At 57.8% G+C, this 24,199-nt stretch carries 22 protein-coding genes; 20 read left to right on the forward strand and 2 right to left on the reverse strand.

Going from position 1 to position 24,199, the window contains the following annotated elements; translation table 11 throughout:
• Positions 1-9 precede the first annotated feature (9 nt).
• The 16 genes from ASQ50_RS00395 to ASQ50_RS00470 all read left to right on the forward strand — a co-directional run bounded on the left by ASQ50_RS00395 (position 10) and on the right by ASQ50_RS00470 (position 15,142).
• Positions 10-1,161, forward strand: a complete 1,152-nt coding sequence (locus tag ASQ50_RS00395) for a ribonuclease D (protein ID WP_058089663.1) — start codon at positions 10-12, stop codon at positions 1,159-1,161.
• Positions 1,158-1,451, forward strand: a complete 294-nt coding sequence (locus ASQ50_RS00400; protein ID WP_058089664.1) for a YcgL domain-containing protein — start codon at positions 1,158-1,160, stop codon at positions 1,449-1,451. The genes ASQ50_RS00395 and ASQ50_RS00400 overlap by 4 nt, the downstream gene beginning before the upstream one ends.
• A complete protein-coding gene (locus ASQ50_RS00405; RefSeq protein WP_058089665.1) occupies positions 1,448-1,894 on the forward strand; it encodes a YcgN family cysteine cluster protein in 447 nt (148 codons plus the stop codon). Before ASQ50_RS00400 ends, ASQ50_RS00405 begins: the two co-directional genes overlap by 4 nt.
• On the forward strand, positions 1,894-2,238 hold the full coding sequence (locus ASQ50_RS00410; RefSeq protein WP_058089666.1) for a hypothetical protein: 345 nt from the start codon (positions 1,894-1,896) through the stop codon (positions 2,236-2,238). Before ASQ50_RS00405 ends, ASQ50_RS00410 begins: the two co-directional genes overlap by 1 nt.
• Before the next feature lie 40 nt (positions 2,239-2,278).
• A complete protein-coding gene (locus ASQ50_RS00415; RefSeq protein WP_058089667.1) occupies positions 2,279-4,237 on the forward strand; it encodes a VWA domain-containing protein in 1,959 nt (652 codons plus the stop codon).
• An 18-nt stretch (positions 4,238-4,255) separates the two neighbouring features.
• The gene (locus ASQ50_RS00420; RefSeq protein WP_058089668.1) at positions 4,256-5,098 is read left to right on the forward strand and encodes an AAA family ATPase; all 843 of its coding nucleotides are present in this window, start codon (positions 4,256-4,258) and stop codon (positions 5,096-5,098) included.
• 22 nt (positions 5,099-5,120) lie between these two features.
• Positions 5,121-6,299: a vWA domain-containing protein gene (locus ASQ50_RS00425; RefSeq protein ID WP_058089669.1), complete on the forward strand. Its 1,179-nt coding sequence runs from the start codon at positions 5,121-5,123 to the stop codon at positions 6,297-6,299.
• A gap of 437 nt (positions 6,300-6,736) precedes the next feature.
• A complete protein-coding gene (locus ASQ50_RS00430) occupies positions 6,737-7,216 on the forward strand; it encodes a hypothetical protein (protein WP_058089670.1) in 480 nt (159 codons plus the stop codon).
• Positions 7,217-7,222: 6 nt separating this feature from the next.
• Positions 7,223-8,866: a tetratricopeptide repeat protein gene (locus ASQ50_RS00435; protein ID WP_058089671.1), complete on the forward strand. Its 1,644-nt coding sequence runs from the start codon at positions 7,223-7,225 to the stop codon at positions 8,864-8,866.
• Positions 8,863-11,655, forward strand: a complete 2,793-nt coding sequence (gene bamD, locus ASQ50_RS00440) for an outer membrane protein assembly factor BamD (RefSeq protein ID WP_058089672.1) — start codon at positions 8,863-8,865, stop codon at positions 11,653-11,655. Before ASQ50_RS00435 ends, bamD begins: the two co-directional genes overlap by 4 nt.
• On the forward strand, positions 11,648-12,139 hold the full coding sequence (locus tag ASQ50_RS00445; protein WP_058089673.1) for a tetratricopeptide repeat protein: 492 nt from the start codon (positions 11,648-11,650) through the stop codon (positions 12,137-12,139). The genes bamD and ASQ50_RS00445 overlap by 8 nt, the downstream gene beginning before the upstream one ends.
• On the forward strand, positions 12,136-12,471 hold the full coding sequence (locus ASQ50_RS00450; protein ID WP_156509965.1) for a hypothetical protein: 336 nt from the start codon (positions 12,136-12,138) through the stop codon (positions 12,469-12,471). Before ASQ50_RS00445 ends, ASQ50_RS00450 begins: the two co-directional genes overlap by 4 nt.
• Before the next feature lie 25 nt (positions 12,472-12,496).
• Positions 12,497-13,144, forward strand: coding sequence for a MotA/TolQ/ExbB proton channel family protein (locus tag ASQ50_RS00455; RefSeq protein ID WP_058089674.1), 648 nt, complete (start codon positions 12,497-12,499; stop codon positions 13,142-13,144).
• A 42-nt stretch (positions 13,145-13,186) separates the two neighbouring features.
• Positions 13,187-13,717, forward strand: a complete 531-nt coding sequence (locus ASQ50_RS00460) for an ExbD/TolR family protein (RefSeq protein WP_058089675.1) — start codon at positions 13,187-13,189, stop codon at positions 13,715-13,717.
• A complete protein-coding gene (locus ASQ50_RS00465) occupies positions 13,714-14,202 on the forward strand; it encodes an ExbD/TolR family protein (RefSeq protein WP_058089676.1) in 489 nt (162 codons plus the stop codon). Before ASQ50_RS00460 ends, ASQ50_RS00465 begins: the two co-directional genes overlap by 4 nt.
• Complete coding sequence (locus tag ASQ50_RS00470; RefSeq protein WP_058089677.1) at positions 14,195-15,142, forward strand: AgmX/PglI C-terminal domain-containing protein; 948 nt, start codon at positions 14,195-14,197, stop codon at positions 15,140-15,142. Before ASQ50_RS00465 ends, ASQ50_RS00470 begins: the two co-directional genes overlap by 8 nt.
• Before the next feature lie 12 nt (positions 15,143-15,154).
• On the opposite strand, the gene ASQ50_RS00475 is transcribed toward ASQ50_RS00470, so the two are convergent.
• On the reverse strand, positions 15,155-15,640 hold the full coding sequence (locus ASQ50_RS00475) for a MaoC/PaaZ C-terminal domain-containing protein (RefSeq protein ID WP_058089678.1): 486 nt from the start codon (positions 15,638-15,640) through the stop codon (positions 15,155-15,157).
• A gap of 234 nt (positions 15,641-15,874) precedes the next feature.
• Between ASQ50_RS00475 and ASQ50_RS00480 the strand changes: the two genes are divergently transcribed.
• The 3 genes from ASQ50_RS00480 (at position 15,875) to ASQ50_RS00490 (ending at position 22,901) form a co-directional block, all read left to right on the forward strand.
• Entirely contained in the window at positions 15,875-17,551 is a 1,677-nt protein-coding gene (locus tag ASQ50_RS00480; protein WP_058089679.1) for a long-chain fatty acid--CoA ligase, read from the forward strand.
• Between the two features lie 218 nt (positions 17,552-17,769).
• The gene (hrpA, locus tag ASQ50_RS00485) at positions 17,770-21,630 is read left to right on the forward strand and encodes an ATP-dependent RNA helicase HrpA (protein WP_412535732.1); all 3,861 of its coding nucleotides are present in this window, start codon (positions 17,770-17,772) and stop codon (positions 21,628-21,630) included.
• Between the two features lie 149 nt (positions 21,631-21,779).
• Complete coding sequence (locus ASQ50_RS00490; RefSeq protein ID WP_058089680.1) at positions 21,780-22,901, forward strand: beta-ketoacyl-ACP synthase III; 1,122 nt, start codon at positions 21,780-21,782, stop codon at positions 22,899-22,901.
• A gap of 6 nt (positions 22,902-22,907) precedes the next feature.
• Here ASQ50_RS00490 and ASQ50_RS00495 read toward each other — a convergent pair whose 3' ends face one another.
• A complete protein-coding gene (locus ASQ50_RS00495) occupies positions 22,908-23,315 on the reverse strand; it encodes an acyl-CoA thioesterase (RefSeq protein WP_058089681.1) in 408 nt (135 codons plus the stop codon).
• An 89-nt stretch (positions 23,316-23,404) separates the two neighbouring features.
• On the opposite strand from ASQ50_RS00495, the gene ASQ50_RS00500 reads away from it, so the two are divergent.
• Positions 23,405-24,178, forward strand: coding sequence for a VacJ family lipoprotein (locus ASQ50_RS00500; protein WP_058089682.1), 774 nt, complete (start codon positions 23,405-23,407; stop codon positions 24,176-24,178).
• Positions 24,179-24,199 lie beyond the last annotated feature (21 nt).

Here is a 24,199-nt window from a genome sequence, read left to right on the forward strand (position 1 = left end):
GGTTCCTTCATGACTCTTTCCGCACCGGCCGTTACCGTTCCCCCGGCCCCTGACACTGTTCGCTGGATTCGCGAGCCAGATACCCTGGACAACTGGCTGGACGCCCTCGAGCCCGGGGTACCGGTGGTGCTGGACACAGAATTTGAGCGGGTATCTACTTTCTATCCCATTCCCGGTCTGGTGCAGTTGGGTGGCGGCGGTGAGTTCTGGCTGATTGATCCGGATGTAGCCGAGGCCTCCGAACGGTTTCGGGCGATGCTGGCGGATAGCCAGCGACCAAAGCTGCTATACGCCATGAGCGAAGACCTTGAGCTGTTCCGGCACTGGCTGGATGTGATGCCTAAAGGTGTGTTGGACCTCCAGATTGGCGCGGCACTGGCCGGTGCCGGGTTTTCCGTGGGTTATGCCCGCCTGGTGGAAACCCTGTTCGGCGAAACCCTGGATAAATCTGTTACCCGGTCCGACTGGGTAGCCAGGCCATTAAGCCCGGAACAAGAGCGCTATGCCCTGGATGATATTCGGTTTTTGCAACCGGTGTATGAGTGGGTCTGCCACGGTTTGCGCCAGCGCGGGCTGCAGCAGGCTATGGCCGACGAGTCACAGCGCTTTGCGGATGAAGCGGCCAGCCTGGAGGACGCCGGACAACACTACCTGAAACTTCGCGGTGGCTGGACACTGAATCGGGAACAGCAGGCGGTTCTGCAAGCCCTGGTGGTGTGGCGGGAACAGGAGTGCCGGCGGTTGGATCGCCCCCGAAACCGGGTGTTGAATGATGGCTTGCTGATAGCCATTGCCGAGCGCTGCCCTGGCTCGCTCAGAGCCCTGAATGATGTGCAGGGCGTTCCGGGCGGCATTGTAAAGCGTTATGGTGAACACCTGCTGGAACTGGTTCGGGGTGCCAGAGAAGCCGACCACACCGATCTGAAGCCCATACCCAGGCCGCTGACCCGAGATCAGCAGGCGCTGTTCAAGAAAGTTAAGCGTTGCTTCAGAAAAGTGGCAGACGATACTGATATACCCATTGAATTGCTGGCGCCAAGAAAACGCCTTGAAGGCGTTATTGAAGATGGCACCATGGCAGGTAATCCGTTTTTTGAAGGCTGGCGCCGAGAGATACTGGCTCCGGTCGTCCCGGAAATTGAGGAGCTTCTCGCACAATGAAAGACCGTGAATTTGTATCGGTGTTTCGCAGCAGTAAAAAAAGCGATACCTACATCTATGTTCGCCGCGGCCAGAACTGGGACGACCTGCCCGAGGCTTTGCGTTCGATCTTCGGGCAGCCGGTTCACGCCATGGATCTGCTGTTGAGCCCGGACAAAAAACTTGCCAGGACCACTGGCAAAGAAGTGCTGGAGGCATTGGCCGAGAAGGATTTCTTTCTGCAAATGCCGGAAGAGCAGGAAACCTACATTGTTGATTTTCGAAGTAAAGTCGAGCGGCGTGGACAATGATCGCAGAGATTCCCTTCTGGCAGCGTAAGCGCCTCAACGAAATGACCACGCCGGAGTGGGAATCTCTGTGTGATGGCTGCGGGCTTTGTTGCCTGCAGAAGCTTGAAGACGAAGACACCGGCGAGGTGTACCACACCGATCTGGTCTGCGGTTACATGGATACGCAAACCTGCCGTTGTACCGTGTATTCTGACCGGCTGAAGAAAGTTCCAGGTTGTACGGTTCTGACACCGGAAACGGTATCAGACTACCACTGGTTACCGTATACCTGTGCTTATCGAACGTTGGCGGAAGGCCGGCCCCTTGCGGACTGGCACCCCTTGCGATCCGGTGATCCGGATTCCGTGCATCGTGCCGGGGTATCCGTTCAGGGCAAAGTCGTCTCTGAGGACAGCGTGCCGGAAGAGGATTGGGAAGACCACATTATTCACTGGGTTCTGTAATGATCGATACTGATGCTTCACTAGCTTACGGAATTTTCTGGGCGGCCTATGCAGTTGCTTTCGTTGTGCTGTTCTACATGATGAAAGCGCTGTTTCGGATACTGCCATTCTATGGTGTGCGGACGCTGCTGTTGTCGGCTCTGGTTGTTTTATTTCTGACGCCCGTAGAGTCTGCAGAGCTTGCAGGCTGGTGGATTCCCGCCTGGTTGTTCGCCGGTTACGAACTTATTCTGGGAGACGCCGACGCGGCGGGCAGGGCACTGCTGAATTTCAGTATTGCCGCTCTGGTGATGTTGTTGGTCTGGATTCTGGATCTCGTCTGGTATCGGCTGGTGCGTAAATAACTCCAAGAACGTGCGAAATGTCAGACAGGTAAGGGTAGCTATGAAGCGAGTTCAGGTAATCCTCATGCTGGTGTTGGCCAGTTTTGTGCCAGCGCAGTCCAGTGCTCAGGACTCAGGTCTGACATTACCCGAGCAGGCCGACGTGCGCATCATTGTTGATATCTCCGGCTCTATGAAAGAAACCGACCCGGAGAACCTTCGCCGGCCGGCGGTGCGCTTGTTGGCCCGGATGCTGCCAGCGGGTGCTGAAGCCGGTGTCTGGACCTTCGGCCAGTATGTCAACATGCTGGTACCCCACGCCACTGTTGATGATGCCTGGCGTAACAGGGTTATTGAGCGTTCCGAGCAGATTAATTCCGTCGCCCTCTATACCAATCTCGGGCTGGCTATGGAAAAGGCCAGCGACGACTGGTTGTCTGACGGAACCCTGGAAAACACCCACCTGATTCTTCTGAGTGACGGCAAGGTTGATATTCCGGGCGGAGAGGCTGCCAGCCGTGAAGAGGAGCGGCGCATCCTTGAAACCCTACTGCCTTCCCTGAAAGCCAAAGGCGCCACTATCCATACCGTTGGCCTGTCGGAATTGGCAGACATCACCTTCCTGCAGCGCCTGGCCCGGGAAACCGGCGGCAGCTTTCAACTGGCCAAAACCGCTGAAGCACTCAATCTGGCGTTTGCGGATGCCCTGAACACGGCCGTACCGCAGGAGCAGATTCCCATTGCGGGCGATGGCTTCGCCGTAGATGCTGGCGTCCGGGAGTTTACCGCTTTGATCTTCACGGGCGGCTCTGACTCCGAAGCGCGAAGCCTGGCCCTCTCTGAGCCGGATGGTGAGCCGTTCACGGCCAATAATCTGCCAGACAACGTGCGGTGGGCGGTGGAGCCGGGTTACGACCTGATTACCGTAACTGAACCGGCGGCCGGGCGGTGGCGTATTGTTGGGGACCTCGGGCAGGGTAGCCGGGTGACGGTTGTCAGTGACTTGCGCATGGCCGTGAGTGAGGTGCCACCAGAATTTTCGGAAGAAACTCCGTTCAATCTGGAGGTCGTGTTTTTCGAGGAATCCGAGCAGATCAGGAATCCGGATTTTCTGGGCGTGATGCAGGTAAGCCTGTCGATCACAGCCAACGATGGCCGGCGGGGCACCAAGGTGCTGTCTGGTGATCAGCCACCGGAAGACGGCGTGTATCGGGACACGGTGACGCGTCTGCCTGCTCCCGGGCGGTACCAGATTGATGTGGTGGCTGACGGCGGTACGTTCTCCCGGAAATTCAGTGCAATGACCGTTTTCACTTTGCCGGGCGAGGAGCCTGAGCTGGCGGTGGTGTCTGAGCCACTGGTGCCTGACCTCAGTGAACAGGTTGAACCCGGGGCGCCGGCTGAGCCAGAACCGGTCGAGGCGCCGGTGCCTGTCGAGGACCCGGAACCAATGCCTGTGCCTGAATCTGAGCCTGAACAGGCAGAAGCGCCCTCGGAGCCACAACCTGAACCGGTTCACGTACCGGAGAAAGGCACGTTGTGGGGAATACCGGTTTGGGCATTTGGGGCGGGTGCCGCCTTGCTGGTGGCCATTATCGGACTGGGGCTTTTCGCCTGGCGCCAGAAGAAGTCCATTGCGGAGGCTGAGCAGGCCGCCGCAGCGGAGAGAGAGACCCTGGAGGATCTGCCGGAGGAAGAGCCGGAGATCCCTGTGGTGGCAGCGGCTGTGCCAGACAGCGAACCGGATGAAACGCCGGAGTCCGAGGACGTCCCGGAACTGACCGAATCGCTTGAAAGCGATGAGACTCTGGAAACGGAAGATGACCAGATTCCCGTTGCCGATGATGCGGTTAACGAAGAGCCGGATGAAGACGACGATGATGAGTTCGGTCTTGAAGACTTTGACTTGTCGGAGTTTGATGATCTGCCGGAGCTGGACGAATCCGAAGCGGACGACGAGGCTACGGACAAGTCCGAGGCCGACGACACCGATAAAGACGACGAAGATCAGAAAAAGTAACCAACAGGAAACAGACACATGAAGTTTACCGGTACCGATAAATACGTAGCCACCGATGACCTGCAGATGGCTGTAAACGCAGCAATCGCGCTCCAGCGCCCGTTGCTGATCAAAGGCGAGCCCGGCACCGGAAAAACCCTGCTGGCGGAAGAGATGGCCACCGCCCTGGGTATGCGTCTGATTCCCTGGCACATCAAATCCACCACCAAGGCCCAACAGGGACTGTACGAATATGATGCGGTATCCCGCCTTCGCGATTCCCAGCTGGGGGATGAAAAGGTCAAGGACATCCGCAACTACATCGTCAAAGGTAAGTTGTGGGAGGCCTTCGAGGCCGATGAGCAGGTGGTGCTCCTGATCGATGAAATCGACAAGGCCGACATCGAGTTCCCGAACGATCTGCTGCTGGAACTCGACCGCATGGAGTTCTTCGTATACGAAACCCAGGAATTCGTGAAAGCGAAGAAACGCCCGATTGTGGTCATTACCAGTAACAACGAAAAGGAGCTGCCAGACGCTTTCCTGCGCCGGTGCTTCTTCCACTACATCAGCTTCCCGGACCACGACACCATGAAAGACATCGTGGATGTGCACTTCCCGGGTCTGCAGCAACAGGTTGTGCGTGATGCCCTGGAAGTTTTCTTTGATGTTCGCAAGGTGCCCGGGCTGAAGAAAAAGCCGTCCACCTCGGAGCTGATTGACTGGTTGAAACTGCTGATGGCCGATGAGCTGTCTGCCAAGGCGCTTCAGGAGAAGGACAGCAGTTCTGCACTGCCGCCTCTGTATGGCGCCCTGGTGAAGAACGAGCAGGATGTTCACCTGCTGCAGAAGCTGGCGTTCATGGCACGTCGCCGCAACTGATCTCTGGCAAGAGTTTCGCTTTATGTTGATCGATTTTTTCCTCGAAGTGCGCCGGGCCAAGGTTCCGGCCAGTCTGCGAGAGTTCCTTGACCTGCTGGAAGCTATCCAGCAGCGCCTGGCATTCGCAGACATGGAGGAGTTCTATTACCTGGCGCGGGTGTGCCTGGTGAAAGACGAAAGGCACTTCGACAAGTTTGACCGGGCCTTCAAGGCGTATTTTGAGGGCATCGAGAACCTGGACGATCTGCTCGAAGCCCTGATTCCTGACGACTGGCTAAGGGCCGAGTTCGAGAAGCACCTCACCGAAGAAGAGAAAGCCAAGATTGAGTCCCTGGGTGGCCTTGAGGAGTTGATTGATACCTTCAAGAAGCGCATGGAAGAGCAGAACGAGCGCCATGCCGGCGGCAATAAATGGATCGGCACCGGCGGTACTTCACCCTTTGGTGCCAATGGCTATAACCCTGAAGGCTTCCGGATTGGCCAGAAGAACGGCCGCCACGGCCGGGCCGTCAAGGTCTGGGAAAAACGGGAATACCGTGATCTCGATGACAGCATCACCCTGGGGCTACGCAACATCAAGGTGGCCCTGCGCCGGTTGCGTAAATTCGCTCGACAGGGGGCGGCAGATCAACTGGATATGGATGACACCATCCGTTCCACCGCCCGCAACGCCGGCTACCTGGATCTGAAAATGGTGCCAGAGAGGCACAACGCGGTGAAGGTTCTGATCTTCTTCGACGTCGGCGGCTCCATGGACCCGCACGTCAAAGTATGTGAAGAGCTGTTCTCCGCCGCCAGGCTTGAGTTCAAGCACATGGAGTATTTCTACTTCCACAATTTTATCTATGAGAGTGTGTGGAAGAACAATATTCGCCGCATGAATGAGACCCTGAGCACCTGGGACATCCTGCACAAGTACACCCCGGACTATAAGGTTATCTTTGTTGGGGACGCCACCATGGCACCTTACGAGATTACCCATCCCGGTGGGTCTATCGAGCACTGGAATGAAGAAGCCGGCGCCACCTGGTTCCAGCGGGTGTCGGAGCATTTCCGCAAGGTGGTTTGGCTGAACCCGCTACCGGAAAGTTACTGGGGTAGCGGTGGTTCGCTGGGCATAACCAAGCAATTGGTCAATAATCATATGTACCCACTGACCATTGAGGGGCTTGAATCCGCCATGAAACACCTGAGCAAGTAGTTCTGTTCGAGGTGGGTGGATCAAAAAAAGCCGATGCGGTTGAGGGCATCGGCAAAGCTCGGCATATTCAAGCGGGGGTTGCCAGAAGGCGCTCCCGCCGCTTTCCCCGTAGCAAGCCTTGGGCCACTGGTAAATAGGCTTTGATTATCAACTGGTTACCTTTTTAGTTCGGCCATATCCACTGGCCCTCTTCGTTCCCGCCTTTTGTTCTGTCAAATAACTCGACACTTATTCCTACGCCACTGCCGGCGAAAGTTTCATTTGGTGAATTGGATACCGTTCTTGGTTGTTAGCGGGTGTTACTCTTTATTTCGAATTGTAACGGCACCCGGTTCTGCCGGGGCCCGAGATCGCACGGCAGGAAAATTATGTTCGGCAAACAAAAATCACAACACTGCCGGATTGTCCCAGGGAGCAAGGGGCTTTGGATATCCGGAATGATCGCCGCACTGGCATTCGGCTCTGTTTCAGCTTCATCGCTGGACGATGAAATCGACCGCCTGACAGCGGACGTTACCCGTCATTCGGCATCGGTGCATGCCCTTGAGCAACGCTTGCTGCACCCGGTGGATACCCGTGTCTCGATATTCCTGACCCTGGGGAACCGGCAGGCACTCAATCTTGATTCTGTTGAACTCTTTATCAACGATCAGCCCGTAGCGTCCCATCTATACAGCGCCACGGAGCGAACGTCGTTGGAGCAGGGTGGGGTGCAGCAGCTATTCGTTGGTAATATGGCTGACGGCAACCACCAGCTGAAGACGGTGATCAACGCCCGCGCTGCCAATAAGCGCTTTGTCCGCCGTGAGGTGGTTCACCGGTTTGATAAACGTCCCGGTACTTTGCGGCTGCAGATGAATCTTGATGCCCGGGCTCCGGACTACGAGCCGGAAGTCGCGTTCCAGGAATGGAAGTAGCCGATCATGACGGGACCTGTTCGCACCGTTCATTGCGCTGCCCGGGCTTTGCTGGTGCTTTTTACCCTGGCGGTGCCTCAGGCAGGAGCCTCGGAATCTGTGCCGACAGAGCTGGCCGCTGGTGTTACCCGGTTTGCGCTGGACACCGGGAATATCGCACAGGCTATTCCTCTGGCTGGCCAGGTCAAAGGCGATTCCGCCGACTACCTTAGCGCGCGAGTGTTGCTGGCCAGTGGCCAGACCAGCGAGGCGAAACCGTTGCTGGAGCGTGTGTTCAGCAGCAACGTTCATCGCGCCGATGCCGCTCTGGAGCTTGCCCGATTGGCAGAGGCGGAGAGTAATCAGGTCGAAGCAGTGCAGTGGTATCAGGAGGCTGCCCGAACCGGGTTTGGCGAGGTGCGCCAGAGAGCACTGCTGAACCTTGCGGAAACACAGCGGCAGCAGGGGAAAACGGATCGTGCCGGCCAATACCTTGCCAGTATGGACAACGGTTACTGGGCCGCAGTGGGCTATATGAACCTGGCGGGCGATTTCGCCCGGGATGACCTGGATCCATCAAGGGCCCTCGTGTCTTTGAGGGTTGCCATGGCCATGGCCGCGAAAGACCCCGACAGTGCCCGTAGCGCGGATCTGCGCGATCAGCTTTATCTCCGGGCAGGCTATTTGTCTGTGCGCAATCAGGATTACGACAAGGCCACTGACTTCCTTGAGAAAGTCTCTCTGGAGAGCTATTACACCCCCCAGGCCCTGTACCTGCATGGTTTCGCTCTGTCCGAAAAGGGCAATCACCGGGCGGCGATGCAGAGCTGGCACCGTGCCAAGAAATTCCCGCTGGCGTTTCCCGGGGTGGCCGATGCCTGGATCGGAATGGGCCGTGGATACGATCTGGCGGGTTATCCGGGGCAGGCCGGTGAAGCCTGGCTTGCTGCCAGCGCAGCTTACGAAGGGGAGCGGGTAACGCTCGGTAAGCTCGCAGAGCGAATCCGTGCTGAAGGTGCCTACAAGGCGTTGGTGGCAGACGCTCGGGGCGCTGATACCCAATGGTTCCTTGCCGACAGCCGAACGTTGACCCAGCCCCGGCTGGCTTACCTCCTTCGCTTCCTTGAGAGCGCCGAGGGGCAGGCGGCGGTTCGCCGGGTAGCCCGGCTTGATGATCTGGCGTTCTCCCTGGAGAGCAGCAAGCATGATCTCGATGTATTTATCGGCGCCCTGGAAAACAACCATCATGGTGGTGGGGGCAGCCAACTGGCCGCGTTGCAGGAGCAGCAAGACACGTTAACGCGGCAACTTGAACAGCTTACGGATCGCCCATTGAGTGCAAATCACATCGCCCGGCTCCGGCAGCTGCAGCGTTTGCTTCAGTCTGGGGGGCAGCGTCTGTCGTCCTTGCCCCGTCGTGAAGCCGGCAGGCAAGAGCAGTTGCGGGACAACCTTGCCGAGGCCCGGCAATTGCGGGGCGAGATCTCCAGCCTGCAGACTCGTGTGAGCAAAGCCCGCGCCCGGGCTGCTGACTACCTTGATGAAAAGGCGCTGGCCCTGGTCGCTGCTGAACAGCAGCGTATGGCCCACTCCCTGGATAAAACCGAACAACAGATTGCGCACCTCTACGAGTATCTCGCGCTGGAAAACATCGGGGAGGCTGCCCGATGAATCGTCAATTTATGCGCCGGTTGTCGCTCGCTGTCATCCTGATATCTGCAATTCAAGGTGGGAACGTAGCGGCCCAGGAATCCTTCCGTGTGGAACTCGGCAGGGATGGCGAAACCCTGGGCGATATGCGCCCGGTGTTTCTCAAGTTTGAAAGCCGCCCCCTGCCTGCAATTTCGCCGAAAGAAGTGGCTCGTCGCTATCAAAAACTGTTCGAGAAGTCCGACGAACCGGAAGTCCGTATTGATGCGCTGAATCGCCTCAATAACATCCGAGACCGTTCCGGCCAGGATATCGGCTTCTCGGATGAGCAGCAGTCAGCGGTCTATGAAGAGGCTCTGGCCAGCTATGAGAGCATCCTGGCCCGTGGCTCCTTCTCCGGAAAACTCGACGAGTTGCTCTATCAGATGGCCAAAGCCCATGCACTGACTGGACAGCATGAAGAGTCCATCCAGCGACTCAGACAGCTGGTGGGCCTGTACCCTCGCTCATCACTGGTGCCGGAAGCCCGGTTCCGGATTGCCGAAGCTGCCTATAACACCGGCGAGTATCAGGAAGCGGAAACCGGGTATCGGCAGTTGATTGAAGGTGACGGTCACCAGGACCTGGCCATGAAAGCCCGTTACATGCTGGGTTGGAGCCAATTCAAACAGGGGCCCGCGGCCTGGAACCGGTCGGCGGAGACGTTTATGGCATTGCTGGATCAACACCTGCCCAGCGAAGCCACGTTGCTGGATCCGCCGCAGACTGGTTTGGACATGATTGAAGACAGTTTTCGGGTGCTGGCTTTGATGGCCGCCCGGACTGACAACTCTGCGACATTGGCCGCGTGGCTTGGCAACCGAGCGCCAGTGGCCTGGCCGCATCTGCTTTACGACCGGCTGGCAGATTTGCATGCCCTTGAAGGGCGTTTTGATCTGGCCGTTGGCATCAACCAGGCGTTTGCCGGGAACTACCCCGAGCATCCAGCCGCCCCGGATTTCCTCGCCCAGAGTGTGGATTACTGGCGGATGGCAGGCAACACCGTCAAGGCTCGCGAAGCCAGGGCAGACTATGTGGCCCGATACCAATCACAGCCAGAGTATCAAGAGTTGAAGGGCCAACAGCAGGCTCTCTGGCAGGACTATGCGCTCTTCCTCGGGGATTACCATTACGCCGCACAGGATTGGACCAGTGCGGCTGGCTACTATGAAGCACTTGCAGGCCATTCCGGCGACACGGGCAAACTGTTGCATCTGGCCGGCGACGCCCGGTTACAGGCTGGCAATCGTCACAAGGCTCTGGAGAACTATCGCAGCGCCGCTTACGGCGCTCGGGGTTACGGCCAGCCATACGCCGATGCGGCCGAGGCCGGTTGGGCTGCTATCAAGGTGTTGAGATCGACCCTTGAGGAGAGCGCTGCCGGTGCATACCGAGGCGTCTTGGCGGAGTTGTCCAGTGAAGAGCAACAATTCGGCAATACCTTTGCGCAGGACGCCAGGCTTTCAGGTTTGAGGGCTGACCTGGCAAACCGCTGGTACGAGGTTGGTGCCTATGATGAGGCGCTGGCTTATGCGCGCTCGACACTGGTTCTTGAGTCGGCGAATAACGAAGAACGTTATGCCGCCTGGCTGGTGACCGCGCGGGTGCGTCAGAGGACGGGGGAGTACGGGCTGGAAGAGCGGGCCTGGCGACAGGCGCTGATGCTGGTGGGCAGCGCGCCTGATCTGGCCACGACTCAGGATGAACCGGAGCAGATTCGTGAGCAGCTGGCGACGGCCATCTACCGGCAGGGAGAGAAAGCGGCGGCCAGTGGCGACACTGCCGTGGCGGTCGCCCATTTTCAGCGCGTGAATTCCGTTTTACCCGATTCCGAGATTGCCATCCGGGCGCGCTTTGATGCCAGTAATGCATTGCTCAAGGCTGCTGAATGGCAAACGGCCATTAACGAGCTGAACCGTTTCCGGCTCGACTACCCGGCCCATGAGCTCACGGAAGAGGTCAGTGAAAAGCTGGTCTACGCCTACCACGAATCCCGCCAACCTCTGAAAGCAGCCGGTGAACTGATGGCTGCCTCTGAACGTGCGCAAGATCCCTGGCCGCTGAAGCTACGCGCTGCGGCGCTCTACCACCAGGCCGGTGAATTGCCCGAGCGCAATGCCCTGTATGTGGATTGGCTGGCGGTTGCTCCGGATCCAGATGCGGCGGCTGACCATGTGCAGCAGCAAACCATGCGCCAGAGGTTGATTGAATCCGGTGCTGATTCCGTGCGTCAGCAGAAAGCGATGGTCACCCGTGAAGCCGCGAGCCAGTGGCACTCGGAAGAAACCCTGCTGTGGGCCGGCAAGGCGGCGCTGGCCCTGGGTGCTTCGGCGGCTCAGGAATTTGCTGGCATCCGCCTGGAACATCCCCTGGAGCGGGCACTTGAACGCAAGCAAAAGGCAATGGAGCAGGCCCAGGCCTATTTCCTCGAAGCGGAATCCTTTGCCGGAGAAACTGTGGCATCAGAGGTGCTATACCGAAGGGCCGAGCTCTATCGCACCCTGGCGGCAGACTTAATGGCTTCTGAGGTACCGTCAGAACTCAATGAGCTGGAAGCCATGCAATACCAGATGCTTCTGGAAGAAGAAGCCTGGCCGCTGGAAGAGCGGGCAATGGAATTGCATTCCAGAAATCACGGGCGCATTGCCAGCCAGGGTTTTGATGAATGGATTGGTCAGAGCCTGGAGGCGCTGGCCGTCATGCACCCGGGGCGTTACGACCGTGAACTTCGCTGGATGAGCTGGAACATGGAGGAGAACGAAGGTGCTTAGAGGTTTTCACTACGCGCAACGTGCCCTGATCATCTCGGTGCTGGTGGGTTTGACCGCTTGCGCTACTGGCCCCGGCAAAACCCCCGAGCGGGCCGCGGTGCAGCCTGTGCATTCACCGGAACAGGCGAGAGAGTGGGCCATAAAGGGGGTGAACGCCCATGAGAACGGCGACATCCCTGGGGCCATCAAGGCCTGGCAGACCTCGGTGGCCCTGGACCCCAGCGACGCGACAACGGTCAATAACCTGGCGCTTTTGCTGAAACAGCAAAACCGTTTCCGGGACGCGGCCAACCTGCTGGAGCAGGGCGTGGAGGCGGCTCCGGAGGTTGCTCAGCTGCATTACAACCTGGCGGTGATCAGTGAGCTTTATCTGCTGGATCTTGATAAGGCGCTGGTTCATTACCAGCGATACCGGGCGTTGACCGCCGAGGAAGACAAGCTGGTTGCTGGCTGGATCGCCGACCTTGAGCGGAGGCTGCAATGAGCATCGGCCGGAATCTTCTCCGCCTCTGCATTGTTGTGCTGGCCAGTGGTTTTTTCCAGGCGGCCGCCGCCGAAGACCGGGAGCAATCGGCCCTGACAGTGAGCGGTTTGTCTGCCAGCGTGGGGGACGATGACCCCAGGGTGCTTTACATTCTGCCCTGGCAGAACCCGACGCTGCCCAGAAGGCCCAGGGCAGAGCTCAATAGCCAGGCGCCGGAGCTTAACCAACCCCTTTCCCCTCAGGTGCTGGAGAATCATCGCCAGTTCCGGGAATCCCTGAACCCATTGGTCCTGAAGCCAGCCGTGAATGCGGCCGGTCCGGGCCAACCGTGACCCTGCAGTAAACGGAGACAAAGGCATGCTCGATACCATCATTCGATTCTTTCAGGACGGCGGTCCATTTATGTACCCCATTGCCATTGTGTTGGCGTTGGGGCTGGCGATCACCCTTGAGCGGTTTCTGTATCTGGGGTCGGTGCGGCGGCGAAATCGTCTGGCGTTTGAGCGCGGTATTCTGCCCGCGCTGCAAAAACGGGACTACCAGCGCGCCATGAAGGCGGCAGCCAGTTCCGACAGTGCCATTGCCTCGGTGCTCGGGGCGGGTATTTCCCGGTTGTTGAATAACAGCCGACGTGAAGATATCGAATACGCCATGGAAGAAGGTTTGATGGAAGTACTGCCGCGCCTGGAAAAGCGCACTCAGTACCTGGCAACCCTGGCCAATGTGGCCACTCTTTTGGGCCTGCTTGGCACCATCATTGGCTTGATCGCGGCGTTCACCGCCGTTGCCGCAGCCGATCCCGCCGAGAAGGCCACCCTGTTGTCGGAAAGCATCTCGGTAGCCATGAACACCACCGCGTTTGGCCTGATATCCGCCATTCCCTTGCTGTTGTTCCATGCCCTGTTGCAAACCCGCACCAATGAAATCGTGGACAGCTTCGAGATGGCCGGGGTCAAGCTGTTGAATATGGTGTCAGATCCCGACGTTGGCAGGGTAGCCGCCTGATGCACCTCGTGTTTCAGCCAGTGTAAACAGGAGTATGGCGATATGAGACGCAGACATCGCAGGCTGACGGCTCAGGCGGATCTGGACATTACCGCGTTTCTGAACCTGATGATTGTGCTGGTACCGGTGTTGTTGCTGGGCATGGTATTCACCCAGATCCGCATGATAGAGCTGAATTTTCCCGGGATGGAAGCCGGGCAGGCGCCAGCCTCTGAAAATTTCCGGCTGGTGGTTACTGTTATTCCGGGTGGCCTGGAAGTGGCCGACAGTGAGCGTGGGCTGATTGAAGTGCTTCCGGTCAAGGATGGGGGCCAGGACTACCAGGGGCTCAGCACTGTTCTCCAGCAGATCAAGGCCCGTATGCCCGAAAAGACCGACGTAACCCTGGAAGTAGGCCCGGATGTGGATTATCAGACACTGGTAACCGTTATGGACACAGTCCGCTCTTACCCGGCAGTCGTTGCTGCCAGCGTAGTGGAGGCTGAGTTGTTCCCCGATGTGTCCCTGATGGATGCAGGCGAAGATCGCGCCCTGGCTCAGCGTGCCCCGGAAGCAGGCGGAGGTGGAGTATGAAGGCATCACGCCGCGCTCGTCTGCGCCAACGCCATTACGGCAGGATGCACAAGGCCGGTGGCCTGAACCTGGTGTCGCTGATGGATATCTTCACCATTCTGGTGTTCTTTCTGATGGTGAATTCCTCCGATGTGAAGGTCATGCAGAATACGGCAGACGTGCCTTTGCCCACGTCGACGGCGGAGAAAGAAGCCGTGGAGAATCTGACCGTGCAGATCAGTGGCCGGTCTATTCTGGTTCAGGGCCGGGAAGTGGCAAGGCTGGACAGTATTGAGGCCTCGGACACCCACATAGCGGGATTGTCTGAAGAGCTGGCGTATCGCCGGGGCCGTTGGGCGGAAGTGCCAGACCAGGGCCTGGAAGTCACCATCATGGCGGGGAAGGAGACCGACTACCGGTTACTGCGCAAGATCATGCAAACCTGCGTGGACGAGGATTTCCGACAGGTACGGCTGGCGGTAGAGGCGGAGGTGCGCAATGGCTGAACGCAAGCCAAGCACACAAATTTCCCGCCTTCCCTGGAGCAGTGATGGACGGGAGAGCGCGCGTTTCGGTGTGATACTTGCGGTCATGCTTGCGCTGTTTCTGTTGCCGGCCATGATTATTCCCACTCTGCAAATCCCTGAACCGGAACGGTCGGAAGCAGAGCGCATTCCGCCGCGGTTGGCGCAGTTGGTGGAGGCACCAAAACCCGTTGTAGTTGAGGTGCCAGAGCCTGAGCCAGAGCCAGAGCCAGAGCCTGAACCCGAGCGTGCAGAGGCCGAACCCGTTGTGGCCGACCCGGAACCCCGTCCGGAACCCAGGGTATCGGCACCCCCGGAGCAGACGGCCGAGCAGGCCCGGGAAAATGCCGCACGTTCTGGTTTGTTTGCCATGAAAGACCGGCTTGCGGCACTGAAGGCGCCCGAGCCGTTAGCCCGGCCCGAGAACCGGACCGCCAACGTTGGTGATGTACAGGCAGAGGTGCAGCAATCGCAAGACGACCGCTCCAGGGTGTTAGCCGGCAGTGGCGGCGTCCAGAGCCGTGAGGGGCCAGCCCGGGAAGTGGCGCTCGCAGAGCAGACGGTGCAAGCCGTCTCTGCGCCTAAGGAAGACGTAGCGGTTGCCCCGGCGACCCAAGGCAGGCCCTCGGTAGGTGAGCGGGCCATGAGCAATATACGGCAGGTGTTCGATACCCAGAAAAGTGTGCTTTATGCCCTTTACCAGCGGGAACTGCGACAGGACCCGACGCTTGAAGGAAAGGTCACATTGGAGTTGGTGATAGAGCCGGATGGCTCAGTATCTGCCTGCCAGGTCGTCAGCTCTGAGCTGGGTAACCCGGCCCTGGAGCAACGCATTGCCATGCGGGTACAGATGTTCAACTTTGGCGCAGACAATGTCGAAACCCGGAAGGTTCGGTTCCCGATTGATTTCCTCCCGGGCTGACAGAATCCGACCTCAGCTTTCGATAGTAATTTTCGGCAGGCGTGGCTTTTGCAGTGAGATTTTCTCGGTGGGGGCGATGACTTTCGCCTCGCCGGTAACCACCTGGCTGTCATTCTGATTGCGCACATCGCACTGGAGTACCACGCGATTCTTCGGTTCTTTGCGCAGTACGGTGAGGGTGACGGTCAGGGTGTCGTCCAGTTTGACCGGGCGCTTGAACGACAGGCTCTGCTCAAGGTAAATGGTGCCGGGGCCGGGCATGACCGTGGCCAGTGCGGCAGAAATCAGAGAGCCACTCCACATTCCATGGGCAATGCGCTCCTTGAACATGGACTCCGCGGCAAACTCGGAGTCCAGGTGTACCGGGTTCACATCGCCTGAAACCGCAGCAAACAATACCAGCTCATCTTCGGTCAGTGTCCGGGTGAAGGTGGCAGAATCGCCCTCGTTCAATTCGTCATAGGTAATATTTTCAAGGGTATCCAGGGTGTCGCTCATCACAGACTCCGGTGACGGAAGAAGTGTTTGAAAGGGGTATACAGTTGTACCGTTTAACGCTTTGAAAACTACCTCATCGTTAACAAAACTGCTATTCTCTCCCGACTTTTTAAGGCTGAGACTTTTGTCGGGTTGATTTTTTGACCAGCTCGGCCTTGGCAAAACATTACAATCAGGGAGTTTCTGAACCCATCCGGTTGCTCCCCAATAGCGCCAATCAGACAGGAGATGGTGATGGATTTTGAGCAGTTCTATCAAGACAAGTACCCCGCCGGCATTCCCCGTGAGGTAGATCTCAAGAAATACAAAAACATGGTGGATGTATTTGAGCAGGCTGTTAAGAAGTTTGCAGACAAGCCTGCGTTCACTGCGGTTGGCGTCACCCTGACATACCGGGATCTTGATACTCAGAGCCGTAATTTTGCGGCCTGGCTGCAGAACAAAACCGATCTCAAACCGGGTGATCGCATTGCGGTGCAAATGCCCAACATTACCCAGTACCCGGTGATTGTCTTCGGTGCCATGCGTGCTGGCCTGATCGTGGTTAACACCAACCCGCTGTATACCACCCGTGAAATGGAACACCAGTTCAACGATTCCGGTGCCAAGGCGCTGGTGGTGCTGGCCAACATGGCAGACAACGCGGAAAAAGTGCTGCCCCATACCGGCATTGAGCACGTGATCGTGACTGAAATTGCCGATATGCATTCACCCATCAAGCGTACCTTGATGAACGCTGTGGTGAAGCACGTCAAGAAGATGGTTCCGTCTTACAACCTGCCGACTGCCCACAAACTGCCGGCGGTGCTCAGTGCCGGTGCCCGTGAGAAGTTCACTCCGGTTGACATCAATCTGGACGACCTGGCTGTACTGCAGTACACCGGTGGCACTACGGGTGTCGCCAAGGGCGCGATGCTGACCCACGCTAATCTGGTGGCCAACCTGTCCCAGGTGCGCCCGATGATGGAAGACCAGGTAGAAGAGGGCAAGGAAGTGGTGATTGCACCGCTCCCGCTGTACCACATCTACTCGTTTACCCTGAACTGCGGCATCATGCTGGAAGCCGGCGCCCACAACGTTCTGATCCCGAACCCGCGCGATATTCCGGGCTTCGTGAAGGAAATGCAGAAGCAGAAGTTCTCTGCTTTCATTGGCCTGAACACCCTGTTCGTGGCCCTATGTAACAACGAGGACTTCCAGGATCTGGATTTCTCCGGCCTGAAGCTGACGGCTTCTGGTGGTATGGCGCTGACCAGCGATACCGCAAAAATGTGGGAGCGGGTGACCGGTTGTGAAATCAGTGAAGGTTACGGCATGACTGAAACCTCTCCGGTGGTTACCTTCAACCCCCGCAGCGCTATCCAGATCGGCACCATCGGCCTGCCGATCCCGTCCACCGTGGTTAAAACCATCGACGACGACGGCAACGAGACACCCATCGGTGAGCCCGGGGAACTGTGTGTGAAAGGCCCGCAGGTGATGCGTGGTTACTGGCAGCGCCCGGAAGACACCCAGAAGTCCTTCACTGACGATGGCTTCCTGAAAACCGGTGACGTGGCACTGATCCAGGAAGATGGCTACATCCGCATTGTTGATCGCAAGAAAGACATGATCATTGTCTCTGGCTTCAACGTGTTCCCGAACGAGATTGAAGACGTGGTAACCAGCCATCCGAAGGTGGTTGAGTGCGCCGCTGTAGGTATCCCGGACGCCAAGAGCGGCGAGGCCGTCAAGGTCTACGTGGTGCCCACGAAAGACGGTGTCACCGCAAACGAACTCAAAGAGTTCTGCCGCGAGCGCCTGACCGCCTACAAAGTGCCCAAGCACTTCGAGTTCAGGGATGAGCTGCCCAAGAGTAACGTGGGCAAGATTCTGCGCCGTGAACTGCGGGACGAAGCCAACGCCAAGTAAACGGCGATTGGTGCAACCGCGAGATTGCACTGCTTCCCACAAAGACCCTGCTCAGGCAGGGTCTTTGTGTTTCTACCGTTTGGATTTCCCGCTAGACTGTGGCGCCTTGTGATGCATCCATCAATCCATGAGTCTGTTGCCGTTCAATGACTGACAAAACAACGCCCGATAACGACCAATCCACGGCTGCCAATCCTCAGGCGGCAGTGAAGGCCTTGATGAGCCAGCTGGATGTCTGCAACCAGCAGGAGGCGGCGCGCATTATCCGCAGGGTGGGCCGAACCAAGGGCAAGCCGGACCAGAAAGACCTGGAACAGATGGCGAACTGGTTGGAGCAGGGGCTTGAGAAGGTGCGCCAGCGTCAGGCGCTGCACCGCTCCGCGAGTTTTCCGCCGGGACTACCGGTCAGTGACCGGGTGGACGACATCAGCGAGGCCATCCGTCATCATCAGGTGGTGATCATCGCCGGCGAAACCGGCTCCGGTAAAACCACACAGATACCGAAAATCTGCCTGAACCATGGCCGTGGCGTTCGTGGGCTGATTGGCCACACCCAACCGCGCCGGATTGCCGCACGCAGTGTCGCCGCCCGTATCGCCGAAGAGCTTGGTGAACAGGTTGGCCAGCAGATCGGTTACCAGGTGCGCTTTACCGATAACACCTCGGAGGCGTCCCGGGTCAAGGTCATGACCGATGGTATTCTGCTGGCGGAAATCCAGCACGATCGCTTCCTGGATCGTTATGACACGCTGATTATCGATGAGGCCCATGAACGAAGCCTGAATATCGATTTCCTGCTCGGGTACCTCAAGCAACTGTTACCGAAACGGCCGGATCTGAAAGTCATCATTACCTCCGCCACCATTGAGGTTGATCGCTTCAGCGAGTTCTTCGATAAAGCACCGGTTATTGAGGTCAGCGGCCGAACCTATCCGGTAGATGTGCGCTACCGGCCCCTGACCGGCGATGAAGACGACCGGGACCAGGGCTGGACCGACGGTGTACTGTCGGCCATTGAGGAGATCGAACAGCACGAACGCAAGGAGAAGCAGCCCCCAGGAGATGTGCTGGTGTTCCTGCCGGGTGAGCGGGAAATACGGGCCCTCAGTAAAGTGCTACGGCATGCGGAGCTGCGACACACCGAAGTATTGCCGTTATATTCCCGGCTCAGTAACCAGGAACAGAACCGGGTTTTTCAGGCCCATAAAGGCCGGCGGCTTGTGTTGTCCACCAACGTGGCGGAAACCTCGCTGACGGTACCCGGCATTCGTTACGTGATCGATACCGGGGTTGCGCGAATCAGCCGTTACAGCGTTCGCTCCAAGATTCAGCGCTTGCCGATCGAGCCAATCTCCCAGGCCAGCGCCAACCAGCGGGCGGGCCGTTGCGGGCGGGTGGCGCCGGGTATCTGTTTCCGGTTGTATGATGAAACCGATTTTCTCAACCGCCCCGAGTATACCGACCCGGAAATCCTGAGAACCAATCTGGCCTCGGTCATCCTGCAAATGGCTACCTCGGGCCTGGGCGACATCCAGAATTTCCCGTTTCTGGAAGCGCCGGATCGCCGCCAGGTGAACGATGGCTACAAACTGCTGGAAGAGCTGGGTGCTGTTGACGACAAACGCAGGGTGAGCCGTCTTGGTCGCACCATGGCACGCCTGCCACTGGACCCGCGCCTGGCCCGGATGCTGGTGACGGCGGCAGAGCAGGGCAGCCTGAGCGAAGTGCTGATTGTAATTGCCGGCCTCAGCGTTCAGGACCCGAGAGAGCGGCCCCAGGACAAACAGCAGGCAGCTGACCAGGCCCACGCACCGTTTAACGACAAGGAATCGGACTTTGCCACCTTGTTGAATATCTGGAACTGGTTTGAGGAGCAACGCCAGGAGCAATCCCAGAACCAGCTTAAACGGCTTTGCCAGAAAACCTTCCTGAGCTGGATGCGAATGCGCGAGTGGCGGGATATTCACCGGCAACTGACGTTAATCTGCCGGGAGCAAAAGCTGGCCCTGAACAAGCAGCCGGCAAGCTATGAGTCCATGCACAAGGCGATTCTTGCGGGTTTGCTGGGCCACGTTGCGGTCAAGGTAGAGAAACGGGAGTACCTGGCAACCCGGAACCGGAAAGTGATGATTTTCCCTGGTTCAAAGGTGGCCAAGTCCGGGCCCAAGTGGATTGTGGCGGCGGAGATTGTTGAAACCAGCAAAGTATTCGCGCGCATGGTTGCTGCTATTCAGCCGGAATGGGTTGAGCCCCTGGCAGGCCATGTCGTAAAGCACCACTTTTTCGAACCCCACTGGGAGCAGAAACGAGCCCAGGTGATGGGTTACGAGAAGGTGACTTTGTATGGGCTGGATATTGTCGCCAAGCGGCGGATTCCCTACGCCAAGGTGGACCCGGAGGAATGCCGTAATCTGTTTATCCGGCGAGCGTTGGTGGAAGGCGATTACCATTCAAAAGCGCCGTTTATCGCCCGCAACCGGGAGATGCTCGATACCGTCGAGAATCTGGAAAAGAAAACCCGCCGTCGTGACCTGTTGGTGGATGACGAAGTGCTGGTGGCCTTTTACGACCAGCGCCTGCCAAAAGACATTGTCAGTGGCCGCCACTTTGAAAGTTGGTGGAAGGGCCTGTCTGCCGACGAACTTCGCAAACTGGAGCTGACCGAGGCCGATGTCTTGCAACGCCCGCTGGACCAGGCCGCCGCGGAGCAATATCCGGATTATCTGGAGTGGGAAGGCGTCAAGTACCCGCTCAGTTACGAATTCGAGCCCACCAGCGAGCGGGACGGGGTAACGTTACAAGTGCCCCTCATGGCGCTCAAGCAGATTCCCTCTCGCCGGCTGGAGTGGCTGGTGCCGGGACTGTTGCGGGAAAAATGCATCGCCCTGGTGAAAGGGTTGCCCAAATCCCTGCGCCGAAACTTTGTTCCGGTTCCGGATTTCGTGGATGCGGCCCTGGCCAACATGCAGCCTGGCAACGAACCCCTGGCCCTGAAGCTGGGGGATCAACTGCGCCGGATGACGGGTGTACAGATTGATCCGGAAGCCTGGCGGGAGGACGAACTGCCTCGGCACCTGCGGATGAACCTTCGGGTAACCGGAGACAAAGGCAAAGTGGTGGCAGAGAGCCGGGATACCGACGATTTGCAGGCCAAGCTGGAGGGCCGGGCGGAAGCGGCGCTGGCCTCGGCTACCAGCGATGATGATCGTTCAAAAGCACCGAAAGAATTCAGTGACTGGCAGTTCGGCAAGATGCCAGAGCAGGTGCAGACTGAAAAAGGCGGTATGCAGGTAACGGTCTATCCCGCCCTTGAGGACCTGGGCAAGCAGGTGCGGTCCATTCGCTGCCTGGACCGGTTAACCGCTGAGGACACCCTGCGCCGGGGTATTGCCCGGCTGATCATCAACCGGTTTGGCAACACCCTCGCGGACCTTGAGCGCAAGCTGCCCCGGTTCAAACAGTCCGCGCTGATGTTTGCCCCGGTGGGGCAGGCGAAAGTGCTACTGGACGATCTGTTGTTGTCTGCGGTGATGCAACACTTCCTGCCCGGAACCCTGCCCAGAGACGAAGAAAGCTTTGTCAGGGTATTCGATGCCCACCGCGGGGATTTTATTCCGGCGTTGGAGCAGGCCGACGAACGCCTTTATCAGGCTATGGCCGGTTACCAGAAAGTGGCCAAACAGCTCAAGGGCAAAATTAACCTGGCGCTGGCGCAGAGTATGGCAGATCTGAAATTCCAGCTTCAGCACCTGGTCTATCCGGGCTTCCTGGTGGCCACGCCATCCCAGTGGCTGGAACGCTTCGGGGTGTATTTCGAGGCAGCCTTGATTCGCCTGGAAAAAATGCCCAGGGAGATGGGCCGCGAGCGCGAATTCCTGCACACCATTGAGCCACTGTGGGCCCGCTACGCCACCAAGCTGGAACAGCAGAAACGCCAGGGCGTGCAGGACCCTGAACTGGAGCTGTACCGCTGGATGCTGGAAGAATACCGGGTCTCATTCTTTGCCCAACAACTGGGCACGGCGATGACCGTATCGGCCAAGCGACTTGACAAACAGTGGCAGAATACACGGGTGTAGGAGCTGAACAGGGTGCTTCTCGGGCCAGTATGGGGTAAGGCTGCACCGTTCTGGTGCTACTGGACTTTGGTCAGGCGGGCAATTCCGGCCGTGTGTGTTAGTATTTCTGACAGCATAGTGTCTTATTACAACCATGACGTGGGGTTATTGTGATTAAAGCCGTCATCAGCGGAACCGGCCTGTATACGCCACCCGCCATTATTGAAAACGATCAACTGGTTGAAGCCTTCAATCAATACGTAGAGCTGTATAACGATGAACATGCGGAAGAGATAGCCCGCGGTGAATTGGCGGCCCTGCAACCTTCGTCATCTGCCTTTATTGAAAAGGCATCGGGTATTAAGCGCCGTCATGTGATTGACCGTGAAGGTATCCTGGACCCGAAGCGCATGACACCGAATATTCCGGACCGGGATAATGACGAACCGTCAGTCCAGTGCGAGATGGCCATTGTGGCCTGTAAGGAAGCACTGGAGCAGGCGGGAAAAACCCCGGCAGATGTGGATGCGGTGATTGTTGCCTGTTCCAACCTGCAGCGCCCCTATCCGGCCATCGCCATTGAAGTCCAGCAAGCCATGGGCATCGACGGTTTTGCCTATGACATGAATGTGGCCTGCAGCTCCGCCACCTTTGGCATCCAGGCTGCGGTGAACGCGGTGGAAAACGGCAGCGCCAGAGCCGTTTTGGTGGTCAGCCCGGAAATCTGCTCCGGGCATCTGAACTTCCGGGACCGGGACAGCCACTTCATTTTCGGTGACGCCTGCACGGCGATTCTGGTGGAAAGGGAAGAGAACACCCAGGCTGGCCAGGGTTTTGAAATTCTCGGTACCCGCCTGAAGACTCAGTTTTCTAACAATATCCGGAATAACTTTGGCTTCCTGAACCGGGCGGACGAATCGGGTATTGGCAAGCCGGACAAGCTGTTCATCCAGCAGGGGCGCAAAGTGTTCAAAGAGGTGTCACCGCTGGTGGCAGACACCATTCAGGGCCATCTGGCATCCCTGCAGCTGACGCCGGAAGACCTCAAACGCATGTGGCTGCACCAGGCCAACCTGAACATGAACCAGCTGATTGCCCGTAAGGTTCTTGGCCGGGACGCAACGGTCGAGGAAGCGCCAGTGATTCTGGACGAATATGCCAACACCAGTTCGGCCGGTTCGATTATTGCGTTCCATAAACACAAGGATGACCTGAAAGCCGGCGACCTGGGCGTGATTTGCTCGTTCGGTGCCGGCTATTCCATCGGTAGCGTGGTTGTGCGCCACCGGTGAGCCCTGTTACCTTGCTGCCAGTGCCCTGAGGATGTCTGGCAGCGGGGTGGACTTCCGGGTTTCCCTGTCCATCCAGACGATTTTCGCATAGCCCTCCGCGTAGACTGCTCCCGTATCCGAATCTTTCAGCAGGTGGTAGGTATCCAGGCTGGTATTTCCCGCTTTGTCCGCGTATGTTTCAACCACGACGTTGGCGGGGTGAGTCAATTCCTTCAGAAATGTGGCGCTGGTCTTTATAATAACTGGCCCGGTTGGCTCTTCAGCGCCACCCAGTTCCAGTGACGACAGCCAGACAATTCGGGCTTCTTCAAAGAAGCGGAAGTAAACTGTGTTATTGGCGTGGCCGTATGCATCCATATCGCCCCAGCGTAGCGACATGGTCAGGGAACTGACGGGATTTCCCGGTACTGACATCTGATTTCCTCCGGATGACTGTCATAATAATAATCAAACGCCGGTATTGTCGACGAACTGAAACAGGTTAAACAACCCAAGAGAGCAAAATGAGAAACCGTTTATCCCGGCGCCTGACCACGCTGGCCGCTCTGCTCCTGCTGACGCTTGCAGGTGGCCAGTTACACGCCCAGAACATGCAGGAGCCAGTTCCCGAGGGTTCAACTCCGGTCAATACCGATGACCCGTATGAGAACTGGAACCGGAAAGTGTTTTCGTTCAACGATGCCATTGACCGCTGGTTTTTACGTCCGGTGGCCCAGGCCTACCGCACGGTCACGCCGACGATTGTCGATCGGGGTATTACCAATTTCTTCAATAATCTCACCGAAATCCGCAATTTCAGCAACAGCCTGCTGCAGCTGAAAGGGGAGTCGGCGGTGGTGGCCGCCGGGCGCTTTACCTACAACACGGTGTTTGGCCTGGGTGGGATTTTTGATGTGGCCACCGCTTTTGATTTGCCCGAACGCCCGGAAGATTTTGGTCAAACCCTGGGCTATTGGGGCGTTGGCTCTGGCCCATACCTGGTGATGCCGCTTCTTGGCCCGGCGACGCCACGTTATTTTACCGGCATGGCAACCGATGGGTTCCTGTTGCCGTCAGCCTGGGATGAGGTCAGCAGTCCCGAGCGGTATTACCTGCGGGCGTTACAGATTGTTGATAAGCGGGCCGACCTGATTCCGGCAGAGAGCTTTATTTCTGGTGACCGTTACACGTTTGTGCGTAATGCTTTCCTGCAGCGTCGTGAATTTCTGATTAACGATGGTAAGATCACGCAAGACCCCTTCGCTGATGATGACGACTTCATGCTCGACGATTTCTGAGCGTTCACGCCGGGAGGCCGC

This window comes from Marinobacter sp. LQ44 (genome assembly GCF_001447155.2).
Taxonomy (GTDB): Bacteria; Pseudomonadota; Gammaproteobacteria; order Pseudomonadales; family Oleiphilaceae; genus Marinobacter.

What these genes read in the sequence shown, in the direction of transcription:
- ASQ50_RS00395 (WP_058089663.1), top strand. Translation starts at nt 10, where the DNA reads ATGACTCTTTCCGCACCGGCCGTTACCGTTCCCCCGGCCCCTGACACT.
- ASQ50_RS00400 (WP_058089664.1), top strand. Translation starts at nt 1,158, where the DNA reads ATGAAAGACCGTGAATTTGTATCGGTGTTTCGCAGCAGTAAAAAAAGC.
- ASQ50_RS00405 (WP_058089665.1), top strand. Translation starts at nt 1,448, where the DNA reads ATGATCGCAGAGATTCCCTTCTGGCAGCGTAAGCGCCTCAACGAAATG.
- ASQ50_RS00410 (WP_058089666.1), top strand. Translation starts at nt 1,894, where the DNA reads ATGATCGATACTGATGCTTCACTAGCTTACGGAATTTTCTGGGCGGCC.
- ASQ50_RS00415 (WP_058089667.1), top strand. Translation starts at nt 2,279, where the DNA reads ATGAAGCGAGTTCAGGTAATCCTCATGCTGGTGTTGGCCAGTTTTGTG.
- ASQ50_RS00420 (WP_058089668.1), top strand. Translation starts at nt 4,256, where the DNA reads ATGAAGTTTACCGGTACCGATAAATACGTAGCCACCGATGACCTGCAG.
- ASQ50_RS00425 (WP_058089669.1), top strand. Translation starts at nt 5,121, where the DNA reads ATGTTGATCGATTTTTTCCTCGAAGTGCGCCGGGCCAAGGTTCCGGCC.
- ASQ50_RS00430 (WP_058089670.1), top strand. Translation starts at nt 6,737, where the DNA reads ATGATCGCCGCACTGGCATTCGGCTCTGTTTCAGCTTCATCGCTGGAC.
- ASQ50_RS00435 (WP_058089671.1), top strand. Translation starts at nt 7,223, where the DNA reads ATGACGGGACCTGTTCGCACCGTTCATTGCGCTGCCCGGGCTTTGCTG.
- bamD (WP_058089672.1), top strand. Translation starts at nt 8,863, where the DNA reads ATGAATCGTCAATTTATGCGCCGGTTGTCGCTCGCTGTCATCCTGATA.
- ASQ50_RS00450 (WP_156509965.1), top strand. Translation starts at nt 12,136, where the DNA reads ATGAGCATCGGCCGGAATCTTCTCCGCCTCTGCATTGTTGTGCTGGCC.
- ASQ50_RS00455 (WP_058089674.1), top strand. Translation starts at nt 12,497, where the DNA reads ATGCTCGATACCATCATTCGATTCTTTCAGGACGGCGGTCCATTTATG.
- ASQ50_RS00460 (WP_058089675.1), top strand. Translation starts at nt 13,187, where the DNA reads ATGAGACGCAGACATCGCAGGCTGACGGCTCAGGCGGATCTGGACATT.
- ASQ50_RS00465 (WP_058089676.1), top strand. Translation starts at nt 13,714, where the DNA reads ATGAAGGCATCACGCCGCGCTCGTCTGCGCCAACGCCATTACGGCAGG.
- ASQ50_RS00470 (WP_058089677.1), top strand. Translation starts at nt 14,195, where the DNA reads ATGGCTGAACGCAAGCCAAGCACACAAATTTCCCGCCTTCCCTGGAGC.
- ASQ50_RS00475 (WP_058089678.1), bottom strand. Translation starts at nt 15,640, where the DNA reads ATGAGCGACACCCTGGATACCCTTGAAAATATTACCTATGACGAATTG.
- ASQ50_RS00480 (WP_058089679.1), top strand. Translation starts at nt 15,875, where the DNA reads ATGGATTTTGAGCAGTTCTATCAAGACAAGTACCCCGCCGGCATTCCC.
- hrpA (WP_412535732.1), top strand. Translation starts at nt 17,770, where the DNA reads ATGAGCCAGCTGGATGTCTGCAACCAGCAGGAGGCGGCGCGCATTATC.
- ASQ50_RS00495 (WP_058089681.1), bottom strand. Translation starts at nt 23,315, where the DNA reads ATGTCAGTACCGGGAAATCCCGTCAGTTCCCTGACCATGTCGCTACGC.
- ASQ50_RS00500 (WP_058089682.1), top strand. Translation starts at nt 23,405, where the DNA reads ATGAGAAACCGTTTATCCCGGCGCCTGACCACGCTGGCCGCTCTGCTC.